Source organism: Rhodobacteraceae bacterium M382, assembly GCA_025141015.1.
Classification (GTDB): Bacteria; Pseudomonadota; Alphaproteobacteria; order Rhodobacterales; family Rhodobacteraceae; genus Aliisedimentitalea; species Aliisedimentitalea scapharcae.
Window position 1 is genome coordinate 4,486,829 of sequence record CP081098.1, and the last position, 24,579, is coordinate 4,511,407.

25 protein-coding genes and 1 tRNA gene are annotated in these 24,579 nt (G+C 56.2%); 9 read left to right on the forward strand and 17 right to left on the reverse strand.

The annotated features are described in order from the left end of the window. Positions 1 to 112: 112 nt before the first annotated feature. On the forward strand, positions 113 to 1,366 hold the full coding sequence (locus K3727_20805; GenBank protein UWQ91145.1) for a DNA polymerase IV: 1,254 nt from the start codon (positions 113 to 115) through the stop codon (positions 1,364 to 1,366). A 4-nt stretch (positions 1,367 to 1,370) separates the two neighbouring features. Here K3727_20805 and K3727_20810 read toward each other — a convergent pair whose 3' ends face one another. Continuing rightward, on the reverse strand, positions 1,371 to 2,228 hold the full coding sequence (locus K3727_20810; GenBank protein UWQ91146.1) for an N-formylglutamate amidohydrolase: 858 nt from the start codon (positions 2,226 to 2,228) through the stop codon (positions 1,371 to 1,373). 148 nt (positions 2,229 to 2,376) lie between these two features. Here K3727_20810 and K3727_20815 point away from each other — a divergent pair. Both K3727_20815 and ykgO read left to right on the forward strand, forming a co-directional pair. Then, positions 2,377 to 2,451 (forward strand) — tRNA-Val (locus K3727_20815). Positions 2,452 to 2,528: 77 nt separating this feature from the next. Continuing rightward, complete coding sequence (gene ykgO, locus K3727_20820; protein UWQ91147.1) at positions 2,529 to 2,654, forward strand: type B 50S ribosomal protein L36; 126 nt, start codon at positions 2,529 to 2,531, stop codon at positions 2,652 to 2,654. A gap of 101 nt (positions 2,655 to 2,755) precedes the next feature. On the opposite strand, the gene K3727_20825 is transcribed toward ykgO, so the two are convergent. Then, positions 2,756 to 3,634, reverse strand: a complete 879-nt coding sequence (locus K3727_20825; GenBank protein UWQ91148.1) for a 1-acyl-sn-glycerol-3-phosphate acyltransferase — start codon at positions 3,632 to 3,634, stop codon at positions 2,756 to 2,758. Between the two features lie 165 nt (positions 3,635 to 3,799). Between K3727_20825 and K3727_20830 the strand changes: the two genes are divergently transcribed. The 3 genes from K3727_20830 (at position 3,800) to K3727_20840 (ending at position 7,793) form a co-directional block, all read left to right on the forward strand. Continuing rightward, positions 3,800 to 5,419 carry an arylsulfatase gene (locus tag K3727_20830; GenBank protein UWQ91149.1) on the forward strand — a complete coding sequence of 540 codons (1,620 nt, stop codon included), beginning with the start codon at positions 3,800 to 3,802 and terminating at the stop codon, positions 5,417 to 5,419. Positions 5,420 to 5,769: 350 nt separating this feature from the next. Further along, positions 5,770 to 6,786, forward strand: coding sequence for an extracellular solute-binding protein (locus K3727_20835; protein ID UWQ91150.1), 1,017 nt, complete (start codon positions 5,770 to 5,772; stop codon positions 6,784 to 6,786). A 146-nt stretch (positions 6,787 to 6,932) separates the two neighbouring features. Then, the gene (locus K3727_20840; protein ID UWQ91151.1) at positions 6,933 to 7,793 is read left to right on the forward strand and encodes a GTP-binding protein; all 861 of its coding nucleotides are present in this window, start codon (positions 6,933 to 6,935) and stop codon (positions 7,791 to 7,793) included. Between the two features lie 54 nt (positions 7,794 to 7,847). Here K3727_20840 and K3727_20845 read toward each other — a convergent pair whose 3' ends face one another. The 9 genes from K3727_20845 to K3727_20885 all read right to left on the reverse strand — a co-directional run bounded on the left by K3727_20845 (position 7,848) and on the right by K3727_20885 (position 18,755). Beyond that, positions 7,848 to 9,542, reverse strand: a complete 1,695-nt coding sequence (locus K3727_20845) for an iron ABC transporter permease (GenBank protein UWQ93478.1) — start codon at positions 9,540 to 9,542, stop codon at positions 7,848 to 7,850. 260 nt (positions 9,543 to 9,802) lie between these two features. After that, complete coding sequence (locus K3727_20850; GenBank protein ID UWQ91152.1) at positions 9,803 to 11,020, reverse strand: phenylacetate--CoA ligase family protein; 1,218 nt, start codon at positions 11,018 to 11,020, stop codon at positions 9,803 to 9,805. A 14-nt stretch (positions 11,021 to 11,034) separates the two neighbouring features. Then, on the reverse strand, positions 11,035 to 11,871 hold the full coding sequence (locus K3727_20855) for an ABC transporter ATP-binding protein (protein ID UWQ91153.1): 837 nt from the start codon (positions 11,869 to 11,871) through the stop codon (positions 11,035 to 11,037). Between the two features lie 121 nt (positions 11,872 to 11,992). Continuing rightward, positions 11,993 to 13,276: an ABC transporter substrate-binding protein gene (locus K3727_20860; GenBank protein UWQ91154.1), complete on the reverse strand. Its 1,284-nt coding sequence runs from the start codon at positions 13,274 to 13,276 to the stop codon at positions 11,993 to 11,995. An 86-nt stretch (positions 13,277 to 13,362) separates the two neighbouring features. Further along, positions 13,363 to 14,439, reverse strand: a complete 1,077-nt coding sequence (locus tag K3727_20865) for a branched-chain amino acid ABC transporter permease (protein UWQ91155.1) — start codon at positions 14,437 to 14,439, stop codon at positions 13,363 to 13,365. A gap of 3 nt (positions 14,440 to 14,442) precedes the next feature. Further along, a complete protein-coding gene (locus K3727_20870; protein ID UWQ91156.1) occupies positions 14,443 to 14,700 on the reverse strand; it encodes a hypothetical protein in 258 nt (85 codons plus the stop codon). Positions 14,701 to 14,808: 108 nt separating this feature from the next. Further along, positions 14,809 to 15,795 (reverse strand): branched-chain amino acid ABC transporter permease, encoded by a 987-nt coding sequence (locus tag K3727_20875; protein ID UWQ91157.1) that lies wholly within the window; start codon positions 15,793 to 15,795, stop codon positions 14,809 to 14,811. A 68-nt stretch (positions 15,796 to 15,863) separates the two neighbouring features. Further along, a complete protein-coding gene (locus tag K3727_20880) occupies positions 15,864 to 16,682 on the reverse strand; it encodes an ABC transporter ATP-binding protein (GenBank protein UWQ91158.1) in 819 nt (272 codons plus the stop codon). A gap of 96 nt (positions 16,683 to 16,778) precedes the next feature. Further along, positions 16,779 to 18,755 (reverse strand): AMP-binding protein, encoded by a 1,977-nt coding sequence (locus K3727_20885; protein ID UWQ91159.1) that lies wholly within the window; start codon positions 18,753 to 18,755, stop codon positions 16,779 to 16,781. A 74-nt stretch (positions 18,756 to 18,829) separates the two neighbouring features. On the opposite strand from K3727_20885, the gene K3727_20890 reads away from it, so the two are divergent. The 3 genes from K3727_20890 to K3727_20900 are packed head-to-tail and all read left to right on the forward strand — an operon-like array spanning position 18,830 to position 21,864. Continuing rightward, positions 18,830 to 19,213: a hypothetical protein gene (locus K3727_20890; GenBank protein ID UWQ91160.1), complete on the forward strand. Its 384-nt coding sequence runs from the start codon at positions 18,830 to 18,832 to the stop codon at positions 19,211 to 19,213. 48 nt (positions 19,214 to 19,261) lie between these two features. Next, positions 19,262 to 21,163, forward strand: a complete 1,902-nt coding sequence (locus tag K3727_20895; protein ID UWQ91161.1) for a PAS-domain containing protein — start codon at positions 19,262 to 19,264, stop codon at positions 21,161 to 21,163. Then, complete coding sequence (locus K3727_20900) at positions 21,160 to 21,864, forward strand: response regulator transcription factor (protein ID UWQ91162.1); 705 nt, start codon at positions 21,160 to 21,162, stop codon at positions 21,862 to 21,864. The genes K3727_20895 and K3727_20900 overlap by 4 nt, the downstream gene beginning before the upstream one ends. A gap of 121 nt (positions 21,865 to 21,985) precedes the next feature. Here the strand turns inward: K3727_20900 and rpmD are convergent, their stop codons facing one another. From rpmD to rpsN, 6 genes are all read right to left on the reverse strand, one after another. Next, positions 21,986 to 22,174, reverse strand: coding sequence for a 50S ribosomal protein L30 (gene rpmD / locus K3727_20905; GenBank protein ID UWQ91163.1), 189 nt, complete (start codon positions 22,172 to 22,174; stop codon positions 21,986 to 21,988). A gap of 12 nt (positions 22,175 to 22,186) precedes the next feature. After that, complete coding sequence (rpsE, locus tag K3727_20910; protein ID UWQ91164.1) at positions 22,187 to 22,756, reverse strand: 30S ribosomal protein S5; 570 nt, start codon at positions 22,754 to 22,756, stop codon at positions 22,187 to 22,189. Positions 22,757 to 22,933: 177 nt separating this feature from the next. Continuing rightward, complete coding sequence (gene rplR / locus K3727_20915; protein ID UWQ91165.1) at positions 22,934 to 23,293, reverse strand: 50S ribosomal protein L18; 360 nt, start codon at positions 23,291 to 23,293, stop codon at positions 22,934 to 22,936. An 11-nt stretch (positions 23,294 to 23,304) separates the two neighbouring features. Beyond that, entirely contained in the window at positions 23,305 to 23,838 is a 534-nt protein-coding gene (gene rplF, locus K3727_20920; protein ID UWQ91166.1) for a 50S ribosomal protein L6, read from the reverse strand. A 12-nt stretch (positions 23,839 to 23,850) separates the two neighbouring features. Continuing rightward, the gene (rpsH, locus tag K3727_20925; GenBank protein UWQ91167.1) at positions 23,851 to 24,243 is read right to left on the reverse strand and encodes a 30S ribosomal protein S8; all 393 of its coding nucleotides are present in this window, start codon (positions 24,241 to 24,243) and stop codon (positions 23,851 to 23,853) included. Positions 24,244 to 24,256: 13 nt separating this feature from the next. Then, positions 24,257 to 24,562: a 30S ribosomal protein S14 gene (gene rpsN / locus K3727_20930; protein ID UWQ91168.1), complete on the reverse strand. Its 306-nt coding sequence runs from the start codon at positions 24,560 to 24,562 to the stop codon at positions 24,257 to 24,259. Positions 24,563 to 24,579 lie beyond the last annotated feature (17 nt).

Sequence of the window (24,579 nt, forward strand, 5' to 3'; positions counted from 1 at the left end):
GTCGTCAGAATGGCCCGGGTCTGTCTGCACCCATAAAACGCACTAAACCCTGCGCATTGTAACGTGTAGACTGTGTAACAAATAGTCTGTCGAACCGGGAATACCAACCGCCATGCCCGCCTTTTGTCGCGACTGCCTGACCATTCAGCCCCCTGCCCGCCGGTGCAGTCAATGCACCAGCCCGCGGGTCAAGGTGCATGACGAGCTGTTTTCCCTGACGGTCGCGCATATGGATTGTGACGCCTTTTACGCAAGCGTTGAAAAACGTGACAATCCCGAACTCGCCCACAAGCCGGTCATCATCGGCGGTGGCAAACGGGGAGTTGTCTCCACAGCCTGCTACGTTGCCCGCATTCGTGGCGTCAAATCCGCCATGCCCATGTTTCAGGCGATGAAGCTGTGCCCCGATGCCGTGGTGATCAAACCCCGGATGGAAGTCTACGCGCAGGTCAGCAAGCAAATTCGCGCCCTGATGGAAGAGCTGACCCCGGTTATCGAGCCATTGTCTTTGGACGAAGCTTTCATGGATCTTTCCGGAACACAGCGACTGCATGGTGCACCGCCGGCCGTGATGCTGGGGCGTTTGGTCAAACGCATGAAAGACGAATTGGGCGTAACCGGATCTATCGGGTTGAGCCACAACAAGTTCCTGGCCAAAGTCGCATCAGATCTGGACAAACCCCGTGGGTTTTCGGTGATCGGAGAGGCCGAAACATCGGCGTTCTTACAGGACAAACCCATTCGTTTGATTTGGGGCATCGGCCCTGCTGCACAGGAATCTCTGGACAAGGCCGGAATTCGCACCTTTTCCGACCTGCTGCGCTGGGACCGCCGCGATCTGGGTGCCCGCTTTGGCAGTATGGGCGATCGTCTGTGGCATCTGGCGCGGGGCGAAGATCGACGCAGGGTTTCTGCCCACACTCCAATGAAATCCATCTCCAATGAAACCACCTTTTTCGAGGACACAGCCGATTTACTGACACTGGACGGGCACTTGTGGCGCATGGCAGAAAAAGTCGCGGATCGCGCCAAGGCCAAATCTCTGGCGGGCCGTGTCGTGACCCTGAAACTTAAGCGTGCCAATCATGCTCTCCTGACCCGCCGGCAATCACTGCGTGACGCCACCCAAATGGCTGACATTGTGTACCGCGTCGCACGGGGATTGATGGATCAGGTCGGCAATCAAGGACCGTATCGGCTCTTGGGCTGCGGGTTGTCAGATCTGGTGCCCGAAGAGCAGGCCGATCTTTCCGGAGACCTGTTGGATCCGGACGCGCAACGGCGCGCAAGAGCAGAACGGGCCACAGATGCGATCCGGGCGCGATTTGGAGCCGATGCGATTCTCAAGGGGCGCGCATTGCGATGACCCGTTATTCAGCGGCGCATGGCAACTGAGACTGACCAATGGCTGCGATATCACGAATCACATCGTTTAAAACCCCACGCAGCATGTCGAAATTTGCATTAGGCCGGATCTGGCGCTCATCCATATAAATTGAGCGATCAATTTCGATCTGAATCGCATGCTGTTCCCGGGAAGGGCGTCCATACGCCTGCGTGATATAGGCCCCCGCGAACGGCGAGTTGCGCACCACGTTCAAACCCGTTGCTACAAATGCGGCTTCGATCTTGTCCACGACTTCGGAGGAGGCAGAGGCCCCAAACCGATCCCCCAATACGATCTCTGGTCGTCGCCCCTTGACGGACAGATTCTCAATCGCTTCGTGCGGCATCGAATGGCAATCCACCAGGATCGCCTGTCCGAACTGGTCGTGTGCCCGGGCCAGAAGGAACTGCAATGCCTGATGATACGGATGCCAACAATCACGCAGACGGGATTCGGCCTCGGCAAGAGGGATCTTGCCCCGATAGATCGAGCGACCATTGGAAACGACTCGGGGAATCACCCCGAGACCCGAAGCGACTCGGGGGTTGTGCCCCTGCTTGCGAATCCCGGCGATCAGAGCCGGGTCCAGTTCGTCCGGCGACCGATTCAGGTCGACAAAAGCACGTGGAACCTGCGCACAGATCAGCGGCGCACCAAACCCAGGGGCTGCGGCGAACAGTTGATCCACAAACGCATCTTCCGAGGATCGCAACGCCTGCCTCGTCAAAACCGTCTTGTTTTTAAGGGCCTCAGGATAGACTGCACCACTGTGTGGCGATGCGAACACAACAGCCGATAGGATCTGCTGGGGCTCAATCAGGTCAAATACGGCGTTCGTCATCGTGTCTCCTTGTCTTTTCATCATAGACCGGAAATATCTTGTGCCAAAAGCCCTTGAACACAGCGTAACAACCTTTTATAGACCCCTCACCGGCGCGGACTTCCGCGCCCCTTTACATTAAGGGGCAGGATGAAACGCAGGTATTCATGGGCGATTAGCTCAGTGGTAGAGCACTTCGTTGACATCGAAGGGGTCACAAGTTCGAACCTTGTATCGCCCACCATGAATTCACTGTTCCGGCCATCCGGAACACCCGCAAACCCAGGCGCTGGCCCGCGCCGCATGAACAGGAGATCGGCTATGAAAGTCAAGAACTCGCTCCGCTCGCTGAAGAACCGGCATCGTGATTGCCGGATCGTGCGTCGTAAAGGCCGCGTGTATGTGATCAACAAAACACAGCCGCGGTTCAAAGCTCGCCAGGGCTGAGATCAACCGCATATGGTTTTGAAAACCGCGCCCTTGGGTGCGGTTTTTTTGTGCCTTCTTCAGATTTCAACGCTCTTGATCCGACTTGGGGCTGTTCCTGTTCAATGGCCCGCGTAAAGGCCGGGAACCAGGCATTCCGCGCTGTTCTTGATATCTTCGGAGGGCGTTCCCGGAGACAAGGGCGCGCCATAGTGGACCTCGAACTCTCCTCCCAATTTCTCCAACATCTCAGACGAATAGCGCAAGGATCCAACCATCGCGCCAAAGTTGTCATCCCCGCCGCTGAGAAACTGGGCCATTGACCGCAACCGGTAATAATATCGCGAATTCCTGGCATCAACAGCCGCCGGAACAATCGGGGCCTGGCAATGTTCGGATATGCGCGACGTCCCACTGCGCCAATCCGGTTCGATCAGGCGTCCGCTTTTTGCGTTCGGGACCCGGCCGGATCCAAAGATCAACAACGCCCCGCCCGCATCCAGATGGTGCAACATGGCCGCGTGGGTTTTGCGAGTCGAAGTTGCGTTGTTCTGTTTGTCGATACTGACCGGGACAATGTAATCCGCTCCTAGAAACATCTCAGTTTCCGCGTTCGCGACCACTTTGAGATCAGGACGCCGGTGAAACAGCGCCCCGGCATGAGCGACAAAATCGAACATGCCCGTTGGGTGCGTCGATGCGATGATCGTCGGACCTGATGTTGGAACATGCTCCAGCCCGAGAGGCGTAATCCGTGTGCCGCCCCTGCAATTCAGGATGTGGTGAACCAACCCTGGCCCTGTCAAACCGTCCACTTCGCCCAACAGATCTTCGCTTTCCCGCAAGGAAAAGAAGGGCTTGCCGACAAAGGTCCGGCTGACGGCATCCATAACGTGCAACGACAGACGCACGGCCGCCAGTTGGAACCGGGATGTTTCCGCCAAATGGAGACGCGCTCGCAGCGCGCCATCCAACGGGCGGCTTTGCTCGCTGTCTGTCACATTCGATCTCACGATCAGGGATATCTAATAGGTGTTTTATCACGCCAGACCACCAGTCCAAGGGTCCGGGATTCCCTACCCTCCAAATCGAGGTGGCAGGAAAGACGATTTTTTGCCTCTCGCCCACAAATCGTGCAACGTGGTCGAACTGGGGGAGAGGAAACCATGACCACCGCAAACAACCGTAAACCAAACGTCATCCTGATCCTTGCCGATGATATGGGGTTTGCGGATCTGGGCTGTACCGGATCAGAGATCCGAACCCCGAATATTGATGCTCTGGCCAGGGACGGTGCCATGTTGAGCGCAATGTACAACTGCGCCCGGTGCTGCCCTACCCGGGCATCGCTTTTGACTGGGCTATATCCCCACAACGCTGGGGTTGGGCACATGGGCGCCAATTTGGGAACCCCTGCCTATCAGGGCTTTCTGCGAAATGACTCTGCGACCATCGCGGAACATCTGCGCGCCGACGGATATCGCACCCTTATGTCCGGAAAATGGCATGTGGCTGGCGACTTCGAGTCCCGCGACTATGACAGCTGGCGACCGGGTGATCTGGAACATCCGACGCCGCGCCAACGCGGGTTCGACCGCTTCTTTGGCATCATGGATGGGGCGACACATTTCTTTTCCCCTCACTACATGATGGAAGACGACAGCAGGGTCGAAGTCCTGCCAGATAATTTCTATTTCACCGACGCCATCACCGAGAAGGCCATCGGCATGATCGAAGACGCGGTGACCGACGAGCAACCGTTCTTTCTGTATCTCGCACACACCGCACCGCACTGGCCGCTCCACGCCCACCCCGAAGACATTGCCCGTTATGAGGGGACCTATTACAAAGGCTGGGACTCTATTCGCACGGCCCGTCACGAAACGATGAACGCGACGGGCGTGTTTCAAACGACCTGGGACATCTCCCCGCGCGACACCGATGTGCACCCTTGGGATCACGAGGAAAACCCAGATTGGGAAGCCAGCAAGATGGCCACCTATGCGGCAATGATCGACCGGATGGACCAATCCATCGGCACCCTTGTCGCCACATTGAAGCGACTAGGTCAGTTCGAAGACACCCTGATCCTGTTTCTCAGCGACAATGGCGGCTGCGCCGAATTCATGGCCGAGGATGGCTGGGCACAGTTCTATCCCGACACCACCCACGACGGTCGCAAGATCACTATGGGCAATGTCCCAGGCCTGCGTCCGGGCGATGCTCAGACCTTTCAGAGCTATGACAAACCCTGGGCCAATGTCTCGAACGCTCCGTTTCGTCTGTTCAAACATTACGTTCATGAGGGGGGGATTTCGACTCCGTTGGTGGCCCACTGGCCAAATGGGTTCCAACCACGAAGCACGGCCCATGCCGCCTGTCATGTCGTGGATATCCTGCCCACCATTCTCGACGCGACGGGCGCAACCTATCTAAAGGAATTGGGAGGTCATGAAATCCAACCCTTACAGGGCGAGAGTCTGATCGATCTGTTACGTGACAAGGAATGGGAGCGCAGCCAACCCATATTCTTCGAACACGAAGGCAACGCCGCGATCCGGCTGGGACAGTTCAAATTGGTGCGTCTGCACGATCAGGATTGGGAACTGTACAACATCGAGCACGACCGAACCGAGTTGAACAATATCATAAAAGGCGAAGCTGTTCGCGCGCAGATGATGGTCCGTCAATATATGGATTGGGCCGATAAATCCGGGGTGATGGATTGGAGCATAGCCCTGCCCAGGCTGCTCACAGCCTGGGGAATGGATAACGCCGAAGGATAGGTCGGTGCCAATTGGCTTCAACGCCCTTCGGAATACCCAGCCCCAGCAAACCCGTGATCTGGTCGTTGATATCCGAGGAAAATGTACATTTTGCGTATCTCTCAGCTTCTGCATAGGTTCTGTTTTGAGGACCGTTTGCTGGGAAGGAATCTGAGGACAGGTGTTAGGCTGTGAGGGCCATGGCTTTCCCAGAGATGTTGCGGTCGCCATTCCCGTCGGATTTCGGGCAAAAACCGCCCTGACACTTCCTGAGTAAAATAATCAGAAATCTATTGCATTTCGGTGAAAATTCGATAATTGACTAATTCAGTCGGGTTAAGCCCACGAGAATGATTGACTAGGGACATGTCATGCTAAAATCTTCCTCTTGTCTTGCTGCTGTACTGGTAGCATCCGTTGCAACCTCGGCCACTGCCGAAGGTGAATTGAACTTGTACTCTTCGCGCCATTACGACACCGATGAACGCCTGTATTCGGATTTCGAGCAGGCAACCGGTATCACCATCAACAGGATCGAAGGCAAAGCCGACGAACTGATCGCGCGAATGCAGGCGGAAGGAGCCAACTCTCCGGCGGATGTTCTTTTGACCGTGGACACATCGCGCCTGGCCCGGGCCAAGAACGCCGGTATCCTGCAAGCCATCGAAAACCCTCTGCTGGAAGAGCGCATTCCTGCCAACTTGCAGGACGAAGACAATCAGTGGTTTGGGTATTCGCAACGCGCACGCATCATTTTCTTCGACAAGACAGACGTGAAAAACCCACCCGCCAGCTACCTGGATCTGGCCAAACCAGACTACAAGGGTTTGGTTTGCATCCGGTCCTCGACCAATACCTATAACCAGACGCTTCTGGCTGCGATCATCACCAATCATGGCGCTGAAGCGGCCAAAACCTGGGCTGCAGGCGTCGTCGACAACATGGCGCGCGCGCCACAGGGCGGGGACACGGACCAGCTGCGTGGCATTATTTCGGGTGAATGTGAGATCTCGGTTTCGAACTCCTATTACTTCGCCCGCGCTCTGCGCAAATCCGTAAAAGGCCTGTCTGACGAAATCGACCAAATCGGCATCGTATTCCCCGCACAAGACGCGGAAGGGGCCCATATGAACCTGTCCGGTGCAGGTGTCACGGCTCATGCCCCGAACAGGGAGAACGCCGTCAAATTCCTGGAATATCTGGCCGGAGATCAGGCACAGGTCTATTTCTCGAACGGCAATGACGAATACCCGGCCGTTTCCGGCGTTGCTCTGGCCGAAAATGTTGCAGCATTGGGTGAGTTCAAGGCCGATGACATCAATCTGTCCGCTGTCGCCAAAAACATCCCCGAAGCCCAGAAGATCTTCAACGAAGTGGGTTGGAAGTAATCCACTCGCATGGTTTGATCTTCAAAAGGCGCGGCTCAGACCGCGCCTTTTTTGTTGAACCATGTCCAAATCGTCTAGCACCTTGCATCCTCCTGCCCTAACCGGGTAGCGAGAGGTCAACTCGGCCAAAATAGGATGCCCAACTCATGATGCGAATGCCTGTCACTGTGATCAGCGGATACTTGGGTGCAGGAAAAACCACGCTCATCAACCAGCTTCTGTCCGAGGATCACGGCATGAACCTGACAGTGGTGGTGAATGACTTTGGTGCAATCAACATAGACGCTGACCTGATCGCGCGGGCCGATGGAGACCAGATCGCCCTGACCAACGGATGCGTGTGCTGCACCATGGGAAATGACTTGACCCTGGCGTTGAAAGAGGCGCTCAATCGGTCGCCGCGCCCGGATCATCTCCTTATCGAGGCAAGCGGCATTGCAGACCCTGCCGCAATTGCCAACACCGCGAGCGACGATCCTGATCTGGGCTATGCCGGCATTGTCACTCTTGTCGACGCCGACAATATCTTCACCCTCCTTGAAGATCCGCTGATCGCCCCCCAGGTCACGCAACAGATCAAAGCGGCGGACTTGGTTCTCATTTCCAAATCTGATGAAATTGATGCTCGGCTGAGCGAAACCCTAACCGGCCTGGGGGCACGTCACCCGGTTTTGCCAGTTCACGGTGCTTTGTCAGATCTGTTGCTCGACGTCATTCCCCTGCCAAAAGGACACAAGGTCGTTCACCACCCCGGATATACAACCTGGCAGCACACCAGCGACCTTGTCCTGGATCGCCGTGCTCTGGGTGACAAACTGGCCGACAGACCCGAAGGGTTGTACCGTTTGAAAGGATTTGTGCAGACAACCGGTGGCGGTTACGAGCTGCACATCGTAGGCCGCAACGTCGATGCCCGACGCGTGCATACTGATAAAACGGTTCTGGTGGCACTGGGACCGACTGGTCGGATCTCATCCGAAGAAATCGAAGCTTGGTGGTCTGCGTGACCCAGACTTTTATCAAAAAGTCTGGCCAAAAGTTTTAGAAAAACTTTTGGCTCTTCACCCCTTTCGCCCGACTTGGCGGCAGATCAAAATCACCGGCAGCAACCCGACGAGCATAATCACCAGAGACGGCACCGCAGCACCTTCGAGACGTTCATCAGAGGCCAATCGATAAGCCTGCACTGCCAGAGTGTCATAGTTGAAGGGACGCATGATCAGAGTAGCAGGCAATTCTTTCATCACATCGACAAAGACAATCAACAACGCTGTAAGCAAGCTGGGCGTCAAAATCGGCAGATGGACGCGTCGCAACATTCCCAAAGGCGTTTGCCCCAGTGATCGCGCAGCGGCGTCAATATTGGCCTGCACCGTGCTTAGCCCGCCCTCATAAGCTCCCAGAGCCGCCGCTAGAAATCGAACCATATAGGCCGCAACCAACAACCAAATGGACCCTGTAATCAACAGGCCCGTTCGGATGTCGAATGTCGCTCGCATCCAGGCGTCCAGGGCGTTGTCAAAGGCGGCAAACGGCACCATCAGACCCACCGCGATCACGCCACCAGGAACCGCATATCCCAAACGCGCCGAATAGGCGGCGGCCGAAGCCAACCGGCCAGGGCGCAATCTGAGATAAAATCCGATACAAACTGCAGCGCAAACCGTGATCATCGCCGCAGCCCCGGCAAGCGTCACGGAGTTTCTCAGGAAACCGATGTAGCGACGGCTGAACAGATCTTGTTCAGATTCGAGCCCCATGTTGATCAGGATAACAACTGGGAGCAAAAACCCCAAAACCACCGGAACCGAACATAAAACCCAGGCAAAAACCGCGCGTGCCCCTTTCAGTTGGGCCGGGGGCATCTTGGCATGGTGCTTGCCCGCTTGGTGGTATCGTGCCTTGCCTCTGGAAATCCGTTCAATGACCGCAAGGGTCAGTGCAAAGCTCAGCAAACACAATGCCAATTGTGCCGCCCCCGCCCTGTCCGCCATGGAAAACCAGCTCGTATAGATCCCCGTGGCAAAGGTCTGCACACCAAAATAGGCCACGGTCCCAAAGTCGGCAATGGTCTCCATAATGGCAAGCAACACGCCACTGGCAATCGCCGGGCGGGCCATAGGCAGGCTCACACGCCAAAACGCTTGCCACGAGGTTTTTCCCAACGCCCGCGCAGCCAGGAATGCACCCGAGCTTTGCTGTAGAAAGGCCGCCCGTGCCAACAGGTAAACATATGGATACAAAACCAGCACCAACATCAGCGCGGCACCGGGCAAAGACCGAATTTCGGGGAACCAATAATCTCTTGGCCCCCATCCTGTCACGTCCCGCAATGTGCTTTGCACGACCCCAGGGTGGTCGAGAATAAACGTATAGGCATAGGCCAAAACATACGCCGGGAAAGCAAGCGGCAGGATCAGGGCAATTTCAAACAGCCGCACACCGGGGAACCTGGTCATGGTCACCAGCCAAGCGGAACCAACGCCCAAACAGAACGTCCCGATTGCAACCAGAACCACCAGGGTCAATGTCGTTGCGGCATAGCCTGGCAGGACTGTCTCCAGAAGATGTGTAATCGTCCCTGTTCCGCCGGTCAGTGCTGCCAGAGCTACTGCGATCATGGGCAACAGACAGGATATCGCAACGGCCCAGGACAAACCGGCAAACAGCCCTGTCCCACCCTTCTTGCCACGTCGGCTGCCCCCGGGGGCATAGTGCTGTAACTCTGTCACGGCTGATCGGGCCTGCTCACGAATGTTTCTTTGATGCGGCTTAGCCCTGCCTTATTCGATGATTTCTGTCGGAAATTCCAGACTAAAACACTCATCCACAGGTGATTACGCTCGTCACGAGTGATCCGCGCGCCCTGCATCGGGCCATCAGGCCCGATGCAGGGCAAGGCCCAACGCTTTTTGCAGCATCTTGTGATGCAGGGAAAAGGGACGGGAGCGCATCGACTGAAGAAACCCCGGACGCGGGAGGAGCATCCGGGGTTGATGAGCCAGGTACAGGAAAATCAGTCGTAGCTGCGCTGATCTTCAATCACCAGCCCGTCTTTGGGCAGGGTGCCAGGCGCGACCACCTCGATTGCCCCCTTGAGCTTGAGAACTTCGATCACCGATTTGGCATAGGACGCATCATTGCCACTGCTGGCTTCGATCCTGACCGTCATGGTGTCCATTTCCCCATCCCGTGATGCCACCACGCGCGCCTTGAGAATTTCATCGTGTTTCTCAACCAATGCTGCCACCTGTTCCGGGCGCACAAACATGCCTTTGATCTTGGTCGTCTGGTCGGCACGTCCCATCCAACCTTTGATCCGCAGATTGGTCCGACCACAGGGGGATTGCCCTGGCAAAACGGCACTCAAGTCACCGGTTGCAAACCGGATCAGCGGATAGTCAGGGTTCAGCGTCGTAACGACAACCTCACCTACTTCACCCGCTGACACAGGTGTTCCGGTTCCGGGTGTCACGATTTCAACGATGACATTCTCATCGACAATCATGCCCTCCATCGCCGCACTTTCATAAGCAATGTTGCCCAGATCAGCGGTGGCATAGGATTGCAAACAGGTGATACCCCGATCCGCATACTCCTGGCGCAGAGATGGGAACAAGGCACCTCCACCCACGGCCGCCTTGGTGAACTTCAGTTTGACCCCCATGGAATCAGCCTTGTCCAGAATCACCTTTAGATAATCGGGTGTCCCGGCATAGGCGGTCGCGCCGACATCATGGGCCGCTGTGACCTGTAGTTCGGTTTGACCAGTGCCCGCAGGCAACACCGCTGCACCAACAGCGCGCGCGCCATTTTCAAAGATCATGCCAGCTGGTGTCAGGTGATACCCAAAACAGTTCTGAACCACGTCCCCCTGACCAATGCCTGCGGCATGCAGGAATCGACCCATTCGCCACCAATCCTGATCGGCACCACCGGGTTCGTAAATCGGACCGGGAGATTGAAAGACATGTGCGAACCCGGTCGCAGGCTTGACAGTGAACCCACCAAACGGAGGGTTCGCGGCCTGCGCCCGGCTGAGTTCGGATTTGCGCAACACCGGGAGGTCGGCCAAAGCAGTGACCGACGTAATGGTTAGGGGGTCAACATTATCCAGAACCCCATCATACCCGGACGTCGTTTTGGCACGTGCAATCTGCTCGGGCAGTGCGCGCGCCAGATCCGCGGCGCGCTCGTCCGGGGAACGGGTTTCGAGTGTATCGAAAAAGGTCATACTCAATACCCTCCTTAGCTCAGCCACCGCTTGCGGCGACGATACGACCGGACATCGCGAAAGCTTTTGCGGCCATCATCGGACATACCAAGATAAAATTCCTTGACGTCCGGGTTCTCACGCAATTCAGCGGCAGGGCCATCCATCACAACCCGACCGGATTCCAGAATGTATCCATAGTGCGCATAGCGCAGCGCCACATTGGTATTCTGTTCAGCCAAGAGAAAGGTCACGCCTTCCTTTTCGTTGATGGATTTCACGATCTCAAAGATCTGTTCGACCAATTGCGGAGCCAATCCCATAGAAGGTTCGTCCAGCAGAATGGTTTCTGGGCGGCTCATCAACGCCCGACCCATGGCCACCATTTGCTGTTCCCCGCCCGAGGTATACCCCGCCTGCGACCGGCGGCGTTCCTTGAGACGCGGGAAATAAGAGTACACCATTTCCAGATCTCTCTGGATGTTGGCACCACCATCTGAACGGGTATACGCCCCGGTCAGCAGATTTTCTTCGACAGTCAAATGTTCAAAACAGTGACGGCCTTCCATCACTTGAATCACGCCTTGCTTCACCAATTCGGCAGGGTCCGATTCATGCACATCCACGCCGCGGTATTTCACCGATCCCTTGGTCACCTCGCCACGTTCAGAGTGCAGCAGGTTCGAGATTGCCTTGAGCGTGGTGGTCTTGCCAGCACCATTGCCCCCAAGCAGCGCGGTAATGCCACCTTTGGGAACATTTAGGCTGACGCCTTTGAGCACGAGGATCACATGGTTGTAGATCACTTCGATATTGTTGACTTCAAGCAGAGTTTCGGTCTGCACGTCATTGTTGTTCGCTGCATCCAGCATCAGAGCTTGTCCTCATGCCTGTTCCGGATCTTGGCCGGAACCTGGTTGGGGTGGCGCGGCGAACAGACCCGCCGCGCCGATTTCGTCAAATTCTCCGGGTCAGACCCGGAGAAAGCCGCACTTATTTGCAGTTGGGTGCAATTTTGTTTTCAGCTGCATAGGCTTCCGAATCTTCGGTGATCAGCGCACCGATGACCTCGGCGTCAGTCGCCGCAAAGTCAGACACCTGCGACCAAGTCTGGCTACCGGCATCCCACTCAGCAACACCAACCAGGCCTGATCCACCGTGGTTTTTGCACGATACCTGGAAGCTGGGACCAAAGTTCGGCATTCCCAGACCAGCCATACGCTCCTCGGTGATATTCAGGCTTTCCATTGCATCGCGAACCATACCAGCGGTCACGTCACCTGTGCCATTGGCGGCTTGTGCATCCTTGATGGCTTCGGCTGCCAACATCGCAGCATAAAGACCACGGTTGTACAGAACACGGCCAACATTGTCGCCGGCGCCCGATGCATTCCCTTTGTCGACAACATGCGTACGGATGTCATCAAAAACCGGGAAGTCGCTGCCCACAGCGTGGAAAGTGACTGCCTTATAACCATCGGCTGCTTCACCGGCGGGCAGCACGTCATGTTCTGCGCCAGACCACCAGACACCGATAAAGTTTTCCATCGGGAAGCGAATGTTCGCGGCTTCCTGTACGGCCACCTGGTTCATCACACCCCAACCCCACATCGTGACGTAGTCTGGGCGTTCGCGACGGATCTGCAACCACTGGGACTTCTGCTCTTGGCCAGGGTGGTCAACGGCCAGAGTCACCAGTTCAAAGCCATGCTTCTTGGACAGTTCTTCCAGGGTCCGGATCGGTTCTTTGCCGAATGACGAATTGTGATACACCAGAGCGATTTTTTTGCCCTTGATGTCGCCACCGTTGATTTCCAGAAGATAGTTTACAACACCCGATGCACCATCCCAATAGTTGGCGGGGTAGTTGAAGACATGGCTAAACACATCGCCATTGGCGGCTGACGTCCGGCCATAACCCATGGTGTGAATCGGAATGTCGTCAACGGTGGCTTTGGGGATGATCTGATAAGTGATACCGGTCGACAGCGGTTGATAAATCAACGCGCCTTCACCCTTGGTGGATTCATAGCACTCCACGCCTTTTTCGGTGTTGTACCCGGTCTCACACTCAATGAGTTTAACTGGAACGCCTCCGATACCACCATCGCGCTCATTCAAAAGCTTGAAGTAGTCTTCGTACCCATCAGCAAACGGGATACCGCCAGCCGCATAGGGGCCCGTCCGATAGCTCAGCGACGGGATAACCAGATCCGCCAGCGCGGGGCCAGCGGCCATAACGACGCTCAGCGCCAGAGTTGTCAGTGTCTTTTTCATCGGTATCATTCCTCCCTTGGTATTATCCGATAGTGTATTTGGCGGAGCCCAATCAGAAAGCCCCACCTATTTCAGGCCTGCCCCAGTCAGTGCGGGAAGGGCCAGAGTCTCAGTTTTTCTTTGGCGACGCGCCACAGCTGGGCCAATCCATGCGGTTCCACGATCAGAAAAAACACGATCAACGCGCCCACGATCACCAGTTGAAAATGCGCAACGATATCCGTGGGCCATCCCATCACGTCCACGCCGACAACCTTCAAAACCACCGGCAGCAAAACCAGGAATGCCGCGCCGGCAAACGAACCAAAGATCGACCCCAGGCCACCAATGATGACCATGAACAGCACCAGGAACGACTTGGTGATGCCAAACGCTTCGCCAACTTCGACCGCGCCCAGATAGATGGCAAAGAACAACGCCCCGGAAATGCCAATGAAAAAGCCCGATACGGCAAAGGCCGTCAGCTTGGCTTTCAGTGGGTTTACCCCAATGATTTCAGCCGCGATATCCATGTCCCGGATCGCCATCCAGGATCGGCCGATTGTCCCGCGTGTCAGGTTCCGGGCGATCAGGGCACAAAAGGTCAGGAACACCAGGCAAAAGACATAGGTCGCTGTTGCCGATGCATTGGGACCCGTGATGATGATGCCGAACACTTCGCGTTCCGGTGCACTGATCTGACCCGACGCCGAGTAGTTGTAGAACCACGGCACCCGGTTGAACAACCAGACCAGAAAAAATTGTGCGGCCAATGTTGCCACCGCCAGATAAAACCCCTTGATCCGCAGACTGGGCAGACCAAAGGCCACACAGACAATGGCTGTGATGCCCCCCGAAATCAGCACATGTACCAACATCGAGACCTCGGGAAATCCGGTCATCAATTTGTAGCAGGCATAAGCGCCTACCGCCATGAAACCGCCCGTCCCCAAGCTGACCTGACCGCAATAGCCAACCAGAATGTTCAGCCCGATGGCCGCGATCGCATAGATCAGGAACGGCAACAGGATCGCATTGGCCCAATAATCATTGATGATGAACGGCACGACCAGAAAGGCAAACGCCATAACTGCATAATAACGAAACCGGTCGAACTTGATCGGGAACGTCTGGCTGTCCTCTGGGTAGGAGACTTTGAAATCTCCAGCTTCACGATAGAACATGACTTAGATGCTCCCTGTTGCGTGCGCACGGTTACGAGCCGTGGCATCAAGTTGATTTGACTTCCTTGCGTATCCGGCCTGCTCGGTAAACCGAACCAGCCGCAGATATGCGAGTACTCCTGAAACCAGACCACCGGCAGCCAGCAGAGCAGCGGTGATCAGTTGGGTCTGTGTCAGCCCCTGGGCCGAAATCGCCAGATATCCAAAAGCCCAGAACCCAGACCAGGAGACGACATTGATGATGGCAATCAGCTTGGGCATCGCTGCACTCCCTCGTCTAGCTTTCTCTCGCGAAGGGTCCGGGCGGGCGGGTGTCGTGGCGCACGGCGACACGCAGTCGCCCGAAATGACCCCGACGCCCTTGCCTCATCAGACCCTCTCAATGATCTTCTCACCAAACAGGCCTTGCGGGCGGAACACCAGGAACAGCAGCGCCAAAACATAGGCGAACCAGTTTTCTGTCGCGCCACCAACCATCGGCCCAATGGCGAATTCGAACAGTTTTTCGCCAACTCCAATGATCAGACCACCGACGATGGCACCGGGGATCGACGTGAACCCACCCAGCATCAGAACCGGCAACGCTTTCAGTGCGATCAACGACAACGAAAACTGCACACCCGACTTGGTGCCCCACATGATGCCTGCGACCAGCGCCACGAACCCGGCAACCGACCAGACCAGGACCCAGATAAAGTTCAACGAGATGCCAACAGACAAAGCCGCCTGATGATCGTCCGCCACGGCCCGCATCGCACGACCCTGTTTGGTGAACTGTGCGAACACGACCAGACCGGTCACCAGCAAGGCCGCGATGATCGTCGCAACGATATCCAGATTGTCGATAAAGAACCCGTAACCCAGGATATTGAACGTAACTTCGTCGATCCACAGATTGATCCCCTGCGGCAGACCCACGTCCAGCTTCTTGATCTCTGAGCCCCACATCAGATCCGACACTCCCTCCAGGAAGTAGGCCAGACCAATGGTCGCCATGAACAGGATGATCGGCTCCTGCCCAACCAAATGACGCATCACCAGTTGCTGCACCAGCCAGGCAAAGACCACCATCACGCCGACCGTCAGGACGATCGCGAGGAATCCAGGCACATGCCAGCCAAAATGGTGCACCTCAGTTCCCAGAACCGCGTTGATCATGTGGGAGAACGGAACCTGTCCATTCATGATCCCCACCAACGTCATTGCGGCGAACAACGCCATGACCCCCTGGGCATAGTTGAATATCCCGGAGGCCTTGTAGATCAGCACAAACCCCAGCGCCACGAGCGCATAAAGAACCCCGGCCATGAGGCCGTTGAGCGTGACCTCCATCGCAAATACGAGTTGTTCAGGCATCCCGCTCTCCTCCTGCAAACGTCGGTCCCGACATTTGCGCAAATTTCTCGAATTTATGTGTCAGCGCATCAATCATGAGCCACCCCCAGATAGGCGTCGATCACGTCCTGATTGTTGCGCACTTCGTCCGGGGTCCCGTCACCGATCTTCTTGCCGTAATCCATCACGACAACCCGATCCGACAGGTCCATTACGACCCCCATGTCGTGTTCGATCAATGCAATGGTAGTGCCGAACTCGTCATTCACATCCAGGATAAAACGACTCATGTCCTCTTTTTCCTCGACGTTCATGCCCGCCATCGGTTCATCCAGCAGCAACAGCTTGGGCTCCGCAGCCAATGCGCGGGCCAGCTCGACGCGTTTCTTCAGACCATACGGCAAACGCGCCACCGGGGTTTTCCGGATGTGCTGGATCTCCAAAAAGTCGATGACCTTCTCCACCACTTCCCGGTTCGCGGTCTCTTCGGCCTCGGCCTTTCCCTTCCAGATTGCCTGAGCAAACATCCCGGTTTTCATATAGTTCAACCGGCCTGTCATCACGTTGTCCAGAACGCTCATCCCTTCAAACAAGGCGATGTTCTGAAAAGTCCGGGCGATCCCTTGACGCGCAACTTCATAAGGGCGCATTTGCGGGCGCTTTTTGCCACGGAACAGAACCTCACCTTCCTGAGGCACATAGAACCCGGATATCACATTCAGCATCGACGACTTGCCGGCACCATTCGGGCCAATGATCGCGCGAATTTCGCCTTCGCGGATGTCAAAGCTGATATCCTTGATGGCAACCACACCACCAAAACGCAGCGTGATGTTCTTCATTTCCATCACCACGCTGCCGATCTGGCGGCCGTCTTCGGTGACATATCCTTCAGATGCATCCAGCATCGAATTCTCCCTTGTTAGATCGGTGTGCCCCATCGTGCCTCTCGGGACGGTGGGCGGGGCGACGCCTTGTAAAGGCGAGCGTCGTCCGACCGTTCTTTACTCTGCCGCCATTTTTCCAGTGATTGGCATGATCGCTGCATCCCGAATATCCAGAGTCGCGCTGATCGATCCTTTGCGACCGTCTTCATAGGTCACTTCGGTCGTGGTCGAGATCTCGGCAGCACCGCCATACATGGCATCAATGATATCCTTGAACTTGTCCGCGACGATGATGCGGCGCACTTTGCGGGTGCGGGTCATTTCACCGTCATCAGCATCCAGTTCCTTGTGCAGAACAACAAACCGATGCACCTGACAGCCCGACAACATCGGGTCCTCGGCAACCGATTTATTCACCGCCTCCACATGTTCCTGAATGGTTTCCAAAACCCGCGGATGTCCCGCCAGTTCCTGATACGACGCATAAGCGATATTGTTGCGTTCCGCCCAGTTGCCGACTGCTGTCAGATCAATGTTGATAAAGGCGGTGCACCGGTCCTTGCCATTGCCAAACAGCACGGCCTCCAGAATATCGGGATAGAACTTCAGCTTGTTCTCGACATACTTGGGCGCAAACATCCGGCCATCGGCCATTTTGCCAACATCCTTGGCACGGTCGATAATCCGAAGATGACCTGAGCCTTCTTCGAAGAAACCAGCATCGCCTGTGGCAACCCAACCTTCGGGGTCCTTGGTCGATGCCGTGGATTCCGGGTTTTTGTAGTACTCAACAAACGTTCCGGGCGAGCGATAGAAAATCTCGCCATTGTCGGCGATCTTGATTTCCACGTCTGGTGCCGGAACACCGACAGTGTCGGCCCGTACTTCGCCATCTGGCTGTACGGTGATGAACACGGTGGCTTCGGTCTGGCCATAGAGCTGCTTCAGGTTGATCCCCAGAGACCGATAAAACTCAAAGATCTCCGGTCCGATTGCTTCACCAGCGGTATAGCCGACACGCACCTTGCCAAAACCCAAGGTGTCCTTGAGCGGCCCATAGACCAGCACATTGCCGAGCGCATATTTCAAACGATCCGCAAAGCCGACAGGCTTGCCGTCCAGAATATCCGGCCCAACTTTTTTGGCGTGCGCCATATAATGCTTGAACATCTTGCGTTTGAAGGCCCCGGCGTCTTCCATCCGGATCATGACGTTGGTCAGCTGTGTTTCGAACACCCGCGGCGGCGCAAAATAATACGTTGGTCCGATTTCCCGCAGGTCGGTCATCATCGTGTCGGCGCTCTCGGGACAATTCACACAGAAACCGGTCCAATACGCCTGACCGATCGAAAAGATGAAATCCCCGACCCAAGCCATCGGCAGATACGCCAGAATTTCGTCATCCACACCCAGCTTGTCGAACTCGGACGCGTTCTTGGCACTTTCGATGATGTTACGATTGGACAGAACAACGCCCTTGGGCTTGCCCGTGGTACCGGATGTGTACAGCATCACGCAGGTGCTGTCATAGGTCAGCTTGGCCCGGCGGTCCTGCAGATCACTGATCCATTCGTCATAGGCAGCACGCCCCTGATTTTGCACATGGCTGTATTCGTGCAACTGATGGTGGTCATATTTGCGCATACCGCGCGGATCCAGATAGATCATATGTTCGAATTGATGCAGTTGATCCTGCACTTCGATCACTTTGTCAGCCTGTTCCTGATCCGCCACCACAACGAACCGGGCACCACAATGGCCCAGCACATAGGCCATCTCTTCGGCATTGGCGTCCTGATACAGGGGCACCGGCACGGCACCCACCGATTGCGCGGCAACGATCGCCCAATACAGATAGGGCCGGTTGCGGCCAATGATGGCGATAAAATCGCCTTCGTTCACGCCAAGGTTGATGAAACCAAGAGCAAGAGCCTCAATTTCCTTTTCCGCTTCAGCCCAACTCCAGCATTGCCAAATGCCGAATTCCTTCTCCCGATAGGCGGGGGAATTGCCGAATTTTGTCGCGTTGCGTTGAAGCAGCGCCGGAAGGGATTGCAACCCTTCGGCGCCCGACTGCGTCTGAGCCAATTTCATTCTCCTCCCAATCCGGCCCTCCGTGGCCGGAATGATCGCTTCCAGGCGATTCTGCCCCGATTAGGGACGCTGACATGATGCGCCGTCAACTTTTTCCTGATGTTTTCCCAATTGTTACGAATTGTAACAGCTTCGCACTGACCCTCGCGCTTCCCGATACATGTCAAGAAAACAAGGGGATTTACGTCCTGCTGCGGCACGCCGCCACACGCAAAACAAGCCGCACCAAGGACAAAAGATCTGCCACCACAACGGCCAAAGTTCGTATTGCGGCCGATTTCAAAGCCCAAAGGTGTTTCGGGTCGCGGTGGGATGGCAGGATTTTCTCCATCGTGCGTCGGATCGCGGGTAAACCACTGCCCCGGATTCGCGTCATCACAGTGCTGGGAATCCTGCTCTACCCTGGATTGCGCTCCCTATCCGCAAAGCGACAGGTTGCACCGCCCGTGACTCAATGACTCTTTGCGTCGCGCACCAGCAATGTTAGCCATGTGGCGGGAGGCGCTATGGATTATTCCGAAAAACAGACCAGAGCATTGACCAAAGCCGGGTTGAATTTGATTGCCCAGGCGCTGTCCATTTATGACAGCAACCTGCGTCTGGCAGTTTGCAACCATCGGTTTCAGGAAATGTTCGACCTCCCGGAGGCCCTCACCCTCCCTGGTGCCAAATTCGAAGACACGATTCGCCATATGGCAGAAAAGGGCGAATACGGCGATGTTGATGACATCGAAGAACTGGTGCAGATCCGCGTCGAGCAGGCCCAGGCTTTTGAGCCACATTACCTGGAGCGCAAGCGCAACAACGGTCAGGTCATTTCCATCGAAGGAGCCCCCTTGCCCCAGGGCGGCTGGGTGGCTGTCTATACAGATATCAGTCGTGCCAAGCAGATCGAGGAGCTGCTGCGCACCCGATCCGAAGAACTGTCTGATCAGTTACTGACCCACGCCGAAGAATTGAGCGCCACCAACCGAAAGCTCGCCGCAACAATTACCCAGCTGGAAGAAACAAAACGCCAGCTGACCGAGATTGAAAGCCGCACCCGTCTGACCACCGAAATGATGCCCGCCCATATCGCACATGTTGATGAGGACGGCCATTACACCTACACCAACAGACGCCTCAGCGCCGTGTTTCCCGGCCGACCTTCGGATATTGTTGGGCTTCACATAAGCGAGGCATTGGGCCCCTTTGCCTATGCCAAGATCGAACCGAATTTGCTGGCAGCGTACAAGGGCGCAAATTCGGTTTTCGAATTCACCGAAGATCACAACCAGCGCCGTATTCGAGTCGCATTGACCCCGGATCAGATGGGCGGGGTCTATGTATTGTCGATGGATATCACCGAAGAAACCCAAGCCAGGGTAGCCCTGCAACAATCCAGACGCCGGGCCATGGCCGCCCAGATGACGAGCGGCCTGGCGCACGACTTCTCGAATTTGCTGACTATCATCATGGGGATGCAGGGCAAGTTGGAGAAAATGGCGCTGGACTCCGAAGCCGACGATCTTGTTCAGGCCACCCTGTCCGCAGCACGGCGCGGCGGGCGGTTGCTGAACCGCATCGCAGATATGACCGGAAATAGAACTCTGCGCCCCCAAGCCTGCAACATGCACTCCCTGCTCGAAGAATTGAAAGTCCTGGCTTCGCCGTCATTGCCCCGCGACGTAGGCCTGAGCGTGCTCGACAACACGCCGGACAAATTGTTGCTGCTTGACCCTGGAATGCTACAGGATTCTCTGCTCAATCTTCTGCTCAACGCGCGGGATGCCTGCGGGACCAATGGGCAAATCACGGTCAGCGCGCACACAGTCGCCACAACTTGGTTGGAGATATCGGTTACCGATACCGGCCCCGGGTTTTCTGCCGAAGCATTGGACAAAGCCCTGAACCCGTTCTTCACCACCAAGGGTGGTGAAGGATCGGGGTTGGGGCTTCCCATGGTCTATGACATGGCGAAACTGGCCGGTGGTGATATGCGAATCGGCAATACCCCGTCAGGGGCCAGCATCACGCTGCGTCTCCCCTATCGCGAAGCTCCGGACGCCCGCGGTGGATTGGCATTGTTGGTCGAGGACAGTGATGAGCTGCGCGCTACCTTCCGCGACATGTTGATCGATTTGGGGTTTTCTGTGATCGAAGCAACTTCTGTGGATGAAGCCTGTGCCCTGGCCGCTGATCTGGAAAGCATCACGCTGATTCTGTCGGATATCAAATTGGAAGGCGAAGCAACGGGGATTGATTTGGCAGACCGTATGGCCGCGTCTCGGCTCCCGGTGATTCTGATGACTTCGCTTCCCGCAACCGACCCGCTACATCGCATCGCATTGACCAAGGGCCCAGTCCTTGGCAAACCGTTTACAACCCATCAGCTTTCGGCGCTGATCAAACCGGAGGCCGCCGCATGACCGCACCGCTGGTTACAATTCTGGATGACGAACCTGGCATTCGCCAGATTCTATCCGACGCGCTAGAAGAAGCCGGATTTCGCACACAGAGCTTCTCGCGCGCCCGCGAATTCGAAGCCTCGTTGAAACGGGTGACGCCTGATGTTTGCCTCGTCGATCTTTCGCTGCCCGACACCGATGGTCTCGCGTTGGTTCACCGGCTGGCGCTGGAACAGGGCGCGGCCGTGATCATCGTGTCAGGCCGGGCGCAAGTCCAGGACCGTGTGACGGGTTTGGAATTGGGCGCAGATGATTATATCACCAAGCCGTTTGACCCGGCCGAAGTTGTCGCCCGTGTTCGGGCGCGGTTGCGTGGCGGATCCAGAACCGTGACCCAATCTGGTGACACCGCAAGCTTCAATGGCTGGACCGCGCATTTCGACCGGTATGTTCTCGAAGACGACACCGGCACGGAAACCCCGTTTTCCCATGCCGAAGGCGAGGTTCTGCGGTTGTTTCTGGACAGCCCAAAACGACTGATCAGCCGCGCTCAGATGCAGGAAATGTTGGGTGGGGCCGCGGGTGACAGTTTTGATCGGGCAATGGATGTCCGCATCTCACGTTTGCGGACCAAATTGCGCGAAGATCCCAAAAATCCACGCCTGATCAAAACCATCTATGGCGCAGGATACATTTTTCTCGGCGATGTCAGCTGGGGTTGAAAAAAGCAGCAAACGGTTATCACGAGTCGTCCCCGGTCCCGCCAGCAATCTTCCAAACAAAAACGCCCCCGGAAAACCGAGGGCGTTTAGAATTTTGTCGGGGCTAACCCCAAGAAAGTGCTTAGTCGCGCTCTTCGATGATCTCGACCATGTGCGAAACTTTGCGCACCATGCCGCGGATCGCAGGAGTATCTTCCAACTCACGAGTCCGGTTCATCTTGTTCAGGCCCAGGCCCACCAAAGTGGCGCGCTGGTCTGCGGGGCGACGGATCGGCGAACCGACCTGCTTGACGACGATAGTTTTAGCCATGATGTCGTCTCCTTACGCTTCTGCGGTTTCAGCAGCAGGTGCTTCGTCCCGCTTGGGCAGGATGTCGGCAACTTTCTTACCACGACGCTGTGCAACCGAACGCGGGCTCTGCTCTTTGGTCAGGCCGTTGATGGTTGCGCGGATCATGTTGTAAGGGTTCTGCGAGCCGATCGACTTGGACACAACGTCCTTGACGCCCAGCATTTCGAACACGGCACGCATTGGACCACCGGCGATGATCCCAGTACCTTCCGGAGCGGTCCGCATGACCACTTTACCGGCACCGTGACGACCTTCGATGTCGTGGTGCAGCGTACGACCTTCGCGCAGCTGTACGCGGATCATCTGACGCTTGGCCTGTTCTGTTGCCTTGCGGATCGCCTCGGGTACTTCTTTCGCTTTACCCTTGCCGAAACCCACACGGCCTTTTTGGTCGCCTACGACAACCAGAGCGGCAAAGCCAAAGCGCTTACCACCTTTAACGGTTTTCGATACGCGGTTGATCGCAACCAAACGATCTGCGAATTCCGGTGTTTCATCGCGGTCGCGACGGTTACCCCGGCGGTTATCACGTTCTGCCATTAGGCATTCCTTTTTCTTGGCGACAAGCGCCCTTTGTCCAATCCCAGTGGGACATCAGCCCCCGGATCATCGAGGCAGGCGAACCTGCCTTCGCTTTAACATCGCAAGGTGCGTGACAAGCACGCACCCTACGGTTTTATCGCTGTTGTAGGGTGCGTGCTTGCACGCACCGCTCCATCAGATCTTCAGGCCGCCTTCACGCGCAGCGTCGGCCAAAGCCTTCACCTTGCCGTGGAACAGGAAGCCGCCACGATCGAAATAGGCTTCTTCGACGCCTGCCTTCTTGGCACGCTCGGCGATAGCCGCACCCACTTTGGTGGCTGCTTCGACGTTGTTCTTGCCCACAACACCCAGATCTTTTTCCAGGGTCGAGGCCGAGGCCAGGGTCACACCCTGCACGTCGTCGATCAATTGAACAGAGATGTTCTTGTTCGAGCGGTGTACAGACAGGCGCGGACGCCCTGCGTTGACCTTGCGAAGTTTGTTCCGGACGCGCAGACGGCGCTTCAGAAACAGAGTTCTTTTGCTGTTTGCCATTTTGCTGGTCCTTACTTCTTCTTGCCTTCCTTGCGGAAGATAAATTCGCCCTTGTAGCGGATGCCTTTGCCTTTGTAGGGCTCGGGCTTACGCCATGCGCGGATTTCAGCGGCGACCTGGCCGACCTTTTGTTCGTCGATACCTTCGACAACAATTTCGGTCTGCTTGGGCGCAGTGACGGTCACACCTTCAGGTGCAACATAGTCAACATCATGCGACAGGCCGAGGTTCAGCTTCAGGGTATTGCCCTGAACCTGTGCCCGGTAACCAACACCCTGGATCTCCAGCTCTTTCTTGAAGCCGGTGGTGACACCAGCAACGAGATTGGCAACCATGGTGCGGGACATGCCCCACTGTTGACGCGCGCGCTTGGACGAACCGCGCGGCGTGATTGTGACGACGTTGTCTTCGACAGCGAGCGACACATCATCGGTGGCGTTGAAGCTGCGGGTGCCTTTCGGACCTTTGACTTCGATGGTCTGACCCGACACAGAGGCGGTTACGCCGCTGGGCAGTTCGACCGGCTTTTTACCAATACGAGACATCGATGGACCTCCTTAGAAGACGGTGCAAAGAACTTCGCCGCCAACATTCTGGCTACGAGCTTTTGCATCCGACATCACACCCTTGGGGGTGGAGACAATCGACACACCCAGGCCCTGACGGACCGACGGGATGTCACTGACGCCCATGTAAACGCGACGACCGGGTTTAGAGACCCGCTTCAGTTCGCGAATGACAGGTTCGCCATCGAAGTACTTCAGGCTGATTTCGATCGCCGGGTGACCATTGGCCCCCGTCGAATTCTCATAACCGCGGATGTAACCTTCGTCAGCCAGCACATCCAGAACCCAACCGCGCAGCTTGGAAGCCGGGGTCGAGACAGTGGATTTGCCGCGCATCTGAGCGTTACGGATACGGGTGAGCATATCGCCGATAGGATCATTCATATCAATCTCTCCCTTACCAGCTCGATTTCACCATGCCGGGGATCTGACCAGCAGAGCCCAGCTCGCGCAGCGCGATACGGCTGACCTTCAGCTTACGGTAGTAAGCGTGAGGACGACCTGTCAGCTGACAACGGTTGTGCAGACGGTTTGCTGCGCTGTTGCGCGGCAGTTTCGCCAATTTCAGACGCGCTTTGAAACGCTCTTCCATCGGGAGACTTTCGTCTTTCGCGATCTCTTTGAGCTCGGCACGCTTGGCTGCGTATTTAGCCACCAGGCGTTCGCGCTTCTTTTCGCGTTCGATCATTGCTTTTTTAGCCATGTCTCTTCCTTCCCGCG

Bases quoted from the DNA above. Each gene is read 5' to 3' on its own strand.
- rpsE (UWQ91164.1), bottom strand. From the start codon at position 22,756: ATGGCAGAACGTGATAACCGCCGGGGTAACCGTCGCGACCGCGATGAA.
- rpsN (UWQ91168.1), bottom strand. From the start codon at position 24,562: ATGGCTAAAAAAGCAATGATCGAACGCGAAAAGAAGCGCGAACGCCTG.
- K3727_20870 (UWQ91156.1), bottom strand. From the start codon at position 14,700: ATGCCCAAGCTGATTGCCATCATCAATGTCGTCTCCTGGTCTGGGTTC.
- K3727_20890 (UWQ91160.1), top strand. From the start codon at position 18,830: ATGATGCGCCGTCAACTTTTTCCTGATGTTTTCCCAATTGTTACGAAT.
- K3727_20835 (UWQ91150.1), top strand. From the start codon at position 5,770: ATGCTAAAATCTTCCTCTTGTCTTGCTGCTGTACTGGTAGCATCCGTT.
- rplF (UWQ91166.1), bottom strand. From the start codon at position 23,838: ATGTCTCGTATTGGTAAAAAGCCGGTCGAACTGCCCAGCGGCGTAACC.
- K3727_20850 (UWQ91152.1), bottom strand. From the start codon at position 11,020: ATGACCTTTTTCGATACACTCGAAACCCGTTCCCCGGACGAGCGCGCC.
- K3727_20880 (UWQ91158.1), bottom strand. From the start codon at position 16,682: ATGCTGGATGCATCTGAAGGATATGTCACCGAAGACGGCCGCCAGATC.
- ykgO (UWQ91147.1), top strand. From the start codon at position 2,529: ATGAAAGTCAAGAACTCGCTCCGCTCGCTGAAGAACCGGCATCGTGAT.
- K3727_20805 (UWQ91145.1), top strand. From the start codon at position 113: ATGCCCGCCTTTTGTCGCGACTGCCTGACCATTCAGCCCCCTGCCCGC.
- K3727_20810 (UWQ91146.1), bottom strand. From the start codon at position 2,228: ATGACGAACGCCGTATTTGACCTGATTGAGCCCCAGCAGATCCTATCG.
- rplR (UWQ91165.1), bottom strand. From the start codon at position 23,293: ATGGCAAACAGCAAAAGAACTCTGTTTCTGAAGCGCCGTCTGCGCGTC.
- K3727_20840 (UWQ91151.1), top strand. From the start codon at position 6,933: ATGATGCGAATGCCTGTCACTGTGATCAGCGGATACTTGGGTGCAGGA.
- K3727_20865 (UWQ91155.1), bottom strand. From the start codon at position 14,439: ATGTTCTATCGTGAAGCTGGAGATTTCAAAGTCTCCTACCCAGAGGAC.
- K3727_20855 (UWQ91153.1), bottom strand. From the start codon at position 11,871: ATGCTGGATGCAGCGAACAACAATGACGTGCAGACCGAAACTCTGCTT.
- K3727_20875 (UWQ91157.1), bottom strand. From the start codon at position 15,795: ATGCCTGAACAACTCGTATTTGCGATGGAGGTCACGCTCAACGGCCTC.
- K3727_20900 (UWQ91162.1), top strand. From the start codon at position 21,160: ATGACCGCACCGCTGGTTACAATTCTGGATGACGAACCTGGCATTCGC.
- rpmD (UWQ91163.1), bottom strand. From the start codon at position 22,174: ATGGCTAAAACTATCGTCGTCAAGCAGGTCGGTTCGCCGATCCGTCGC.
- K3727_20895 (UWQ91161.1), top strand. From the start codon at position 19,262: ATGGATTATTCCGAAAAACAGACCAGAGCATTGACCAAAGCCGGGTTG.
- K3727_20830 (UWQ91149.1), top strand. From the start codon at position 3,800: ATGACCACCGCAAACAACCGTAAACCAAACGTCATCCTGATCCTTGCC.
- K3727_20885 (UWQ91159.1), bottom strand. From the start codon at position 18,755: ATGAAATTGGCTCAGACGCAGTCGGGCGCCGAAGGGTTGCAATCCCTT.
- K3727_20860 (UWQ91154.1), bottom strand. From the start codon at position 13,276: ATGAAAAAGACACTGACAACTCTGGCGCTGAGCGTCGTTATGGCCGCT.
- rpsH (UWQ91167.1), bottom strand. From the start codon at position 24,243: ATGAATGATCCTATCGGCGATATGCTCACCCGTATCCGTAACGCTCAG.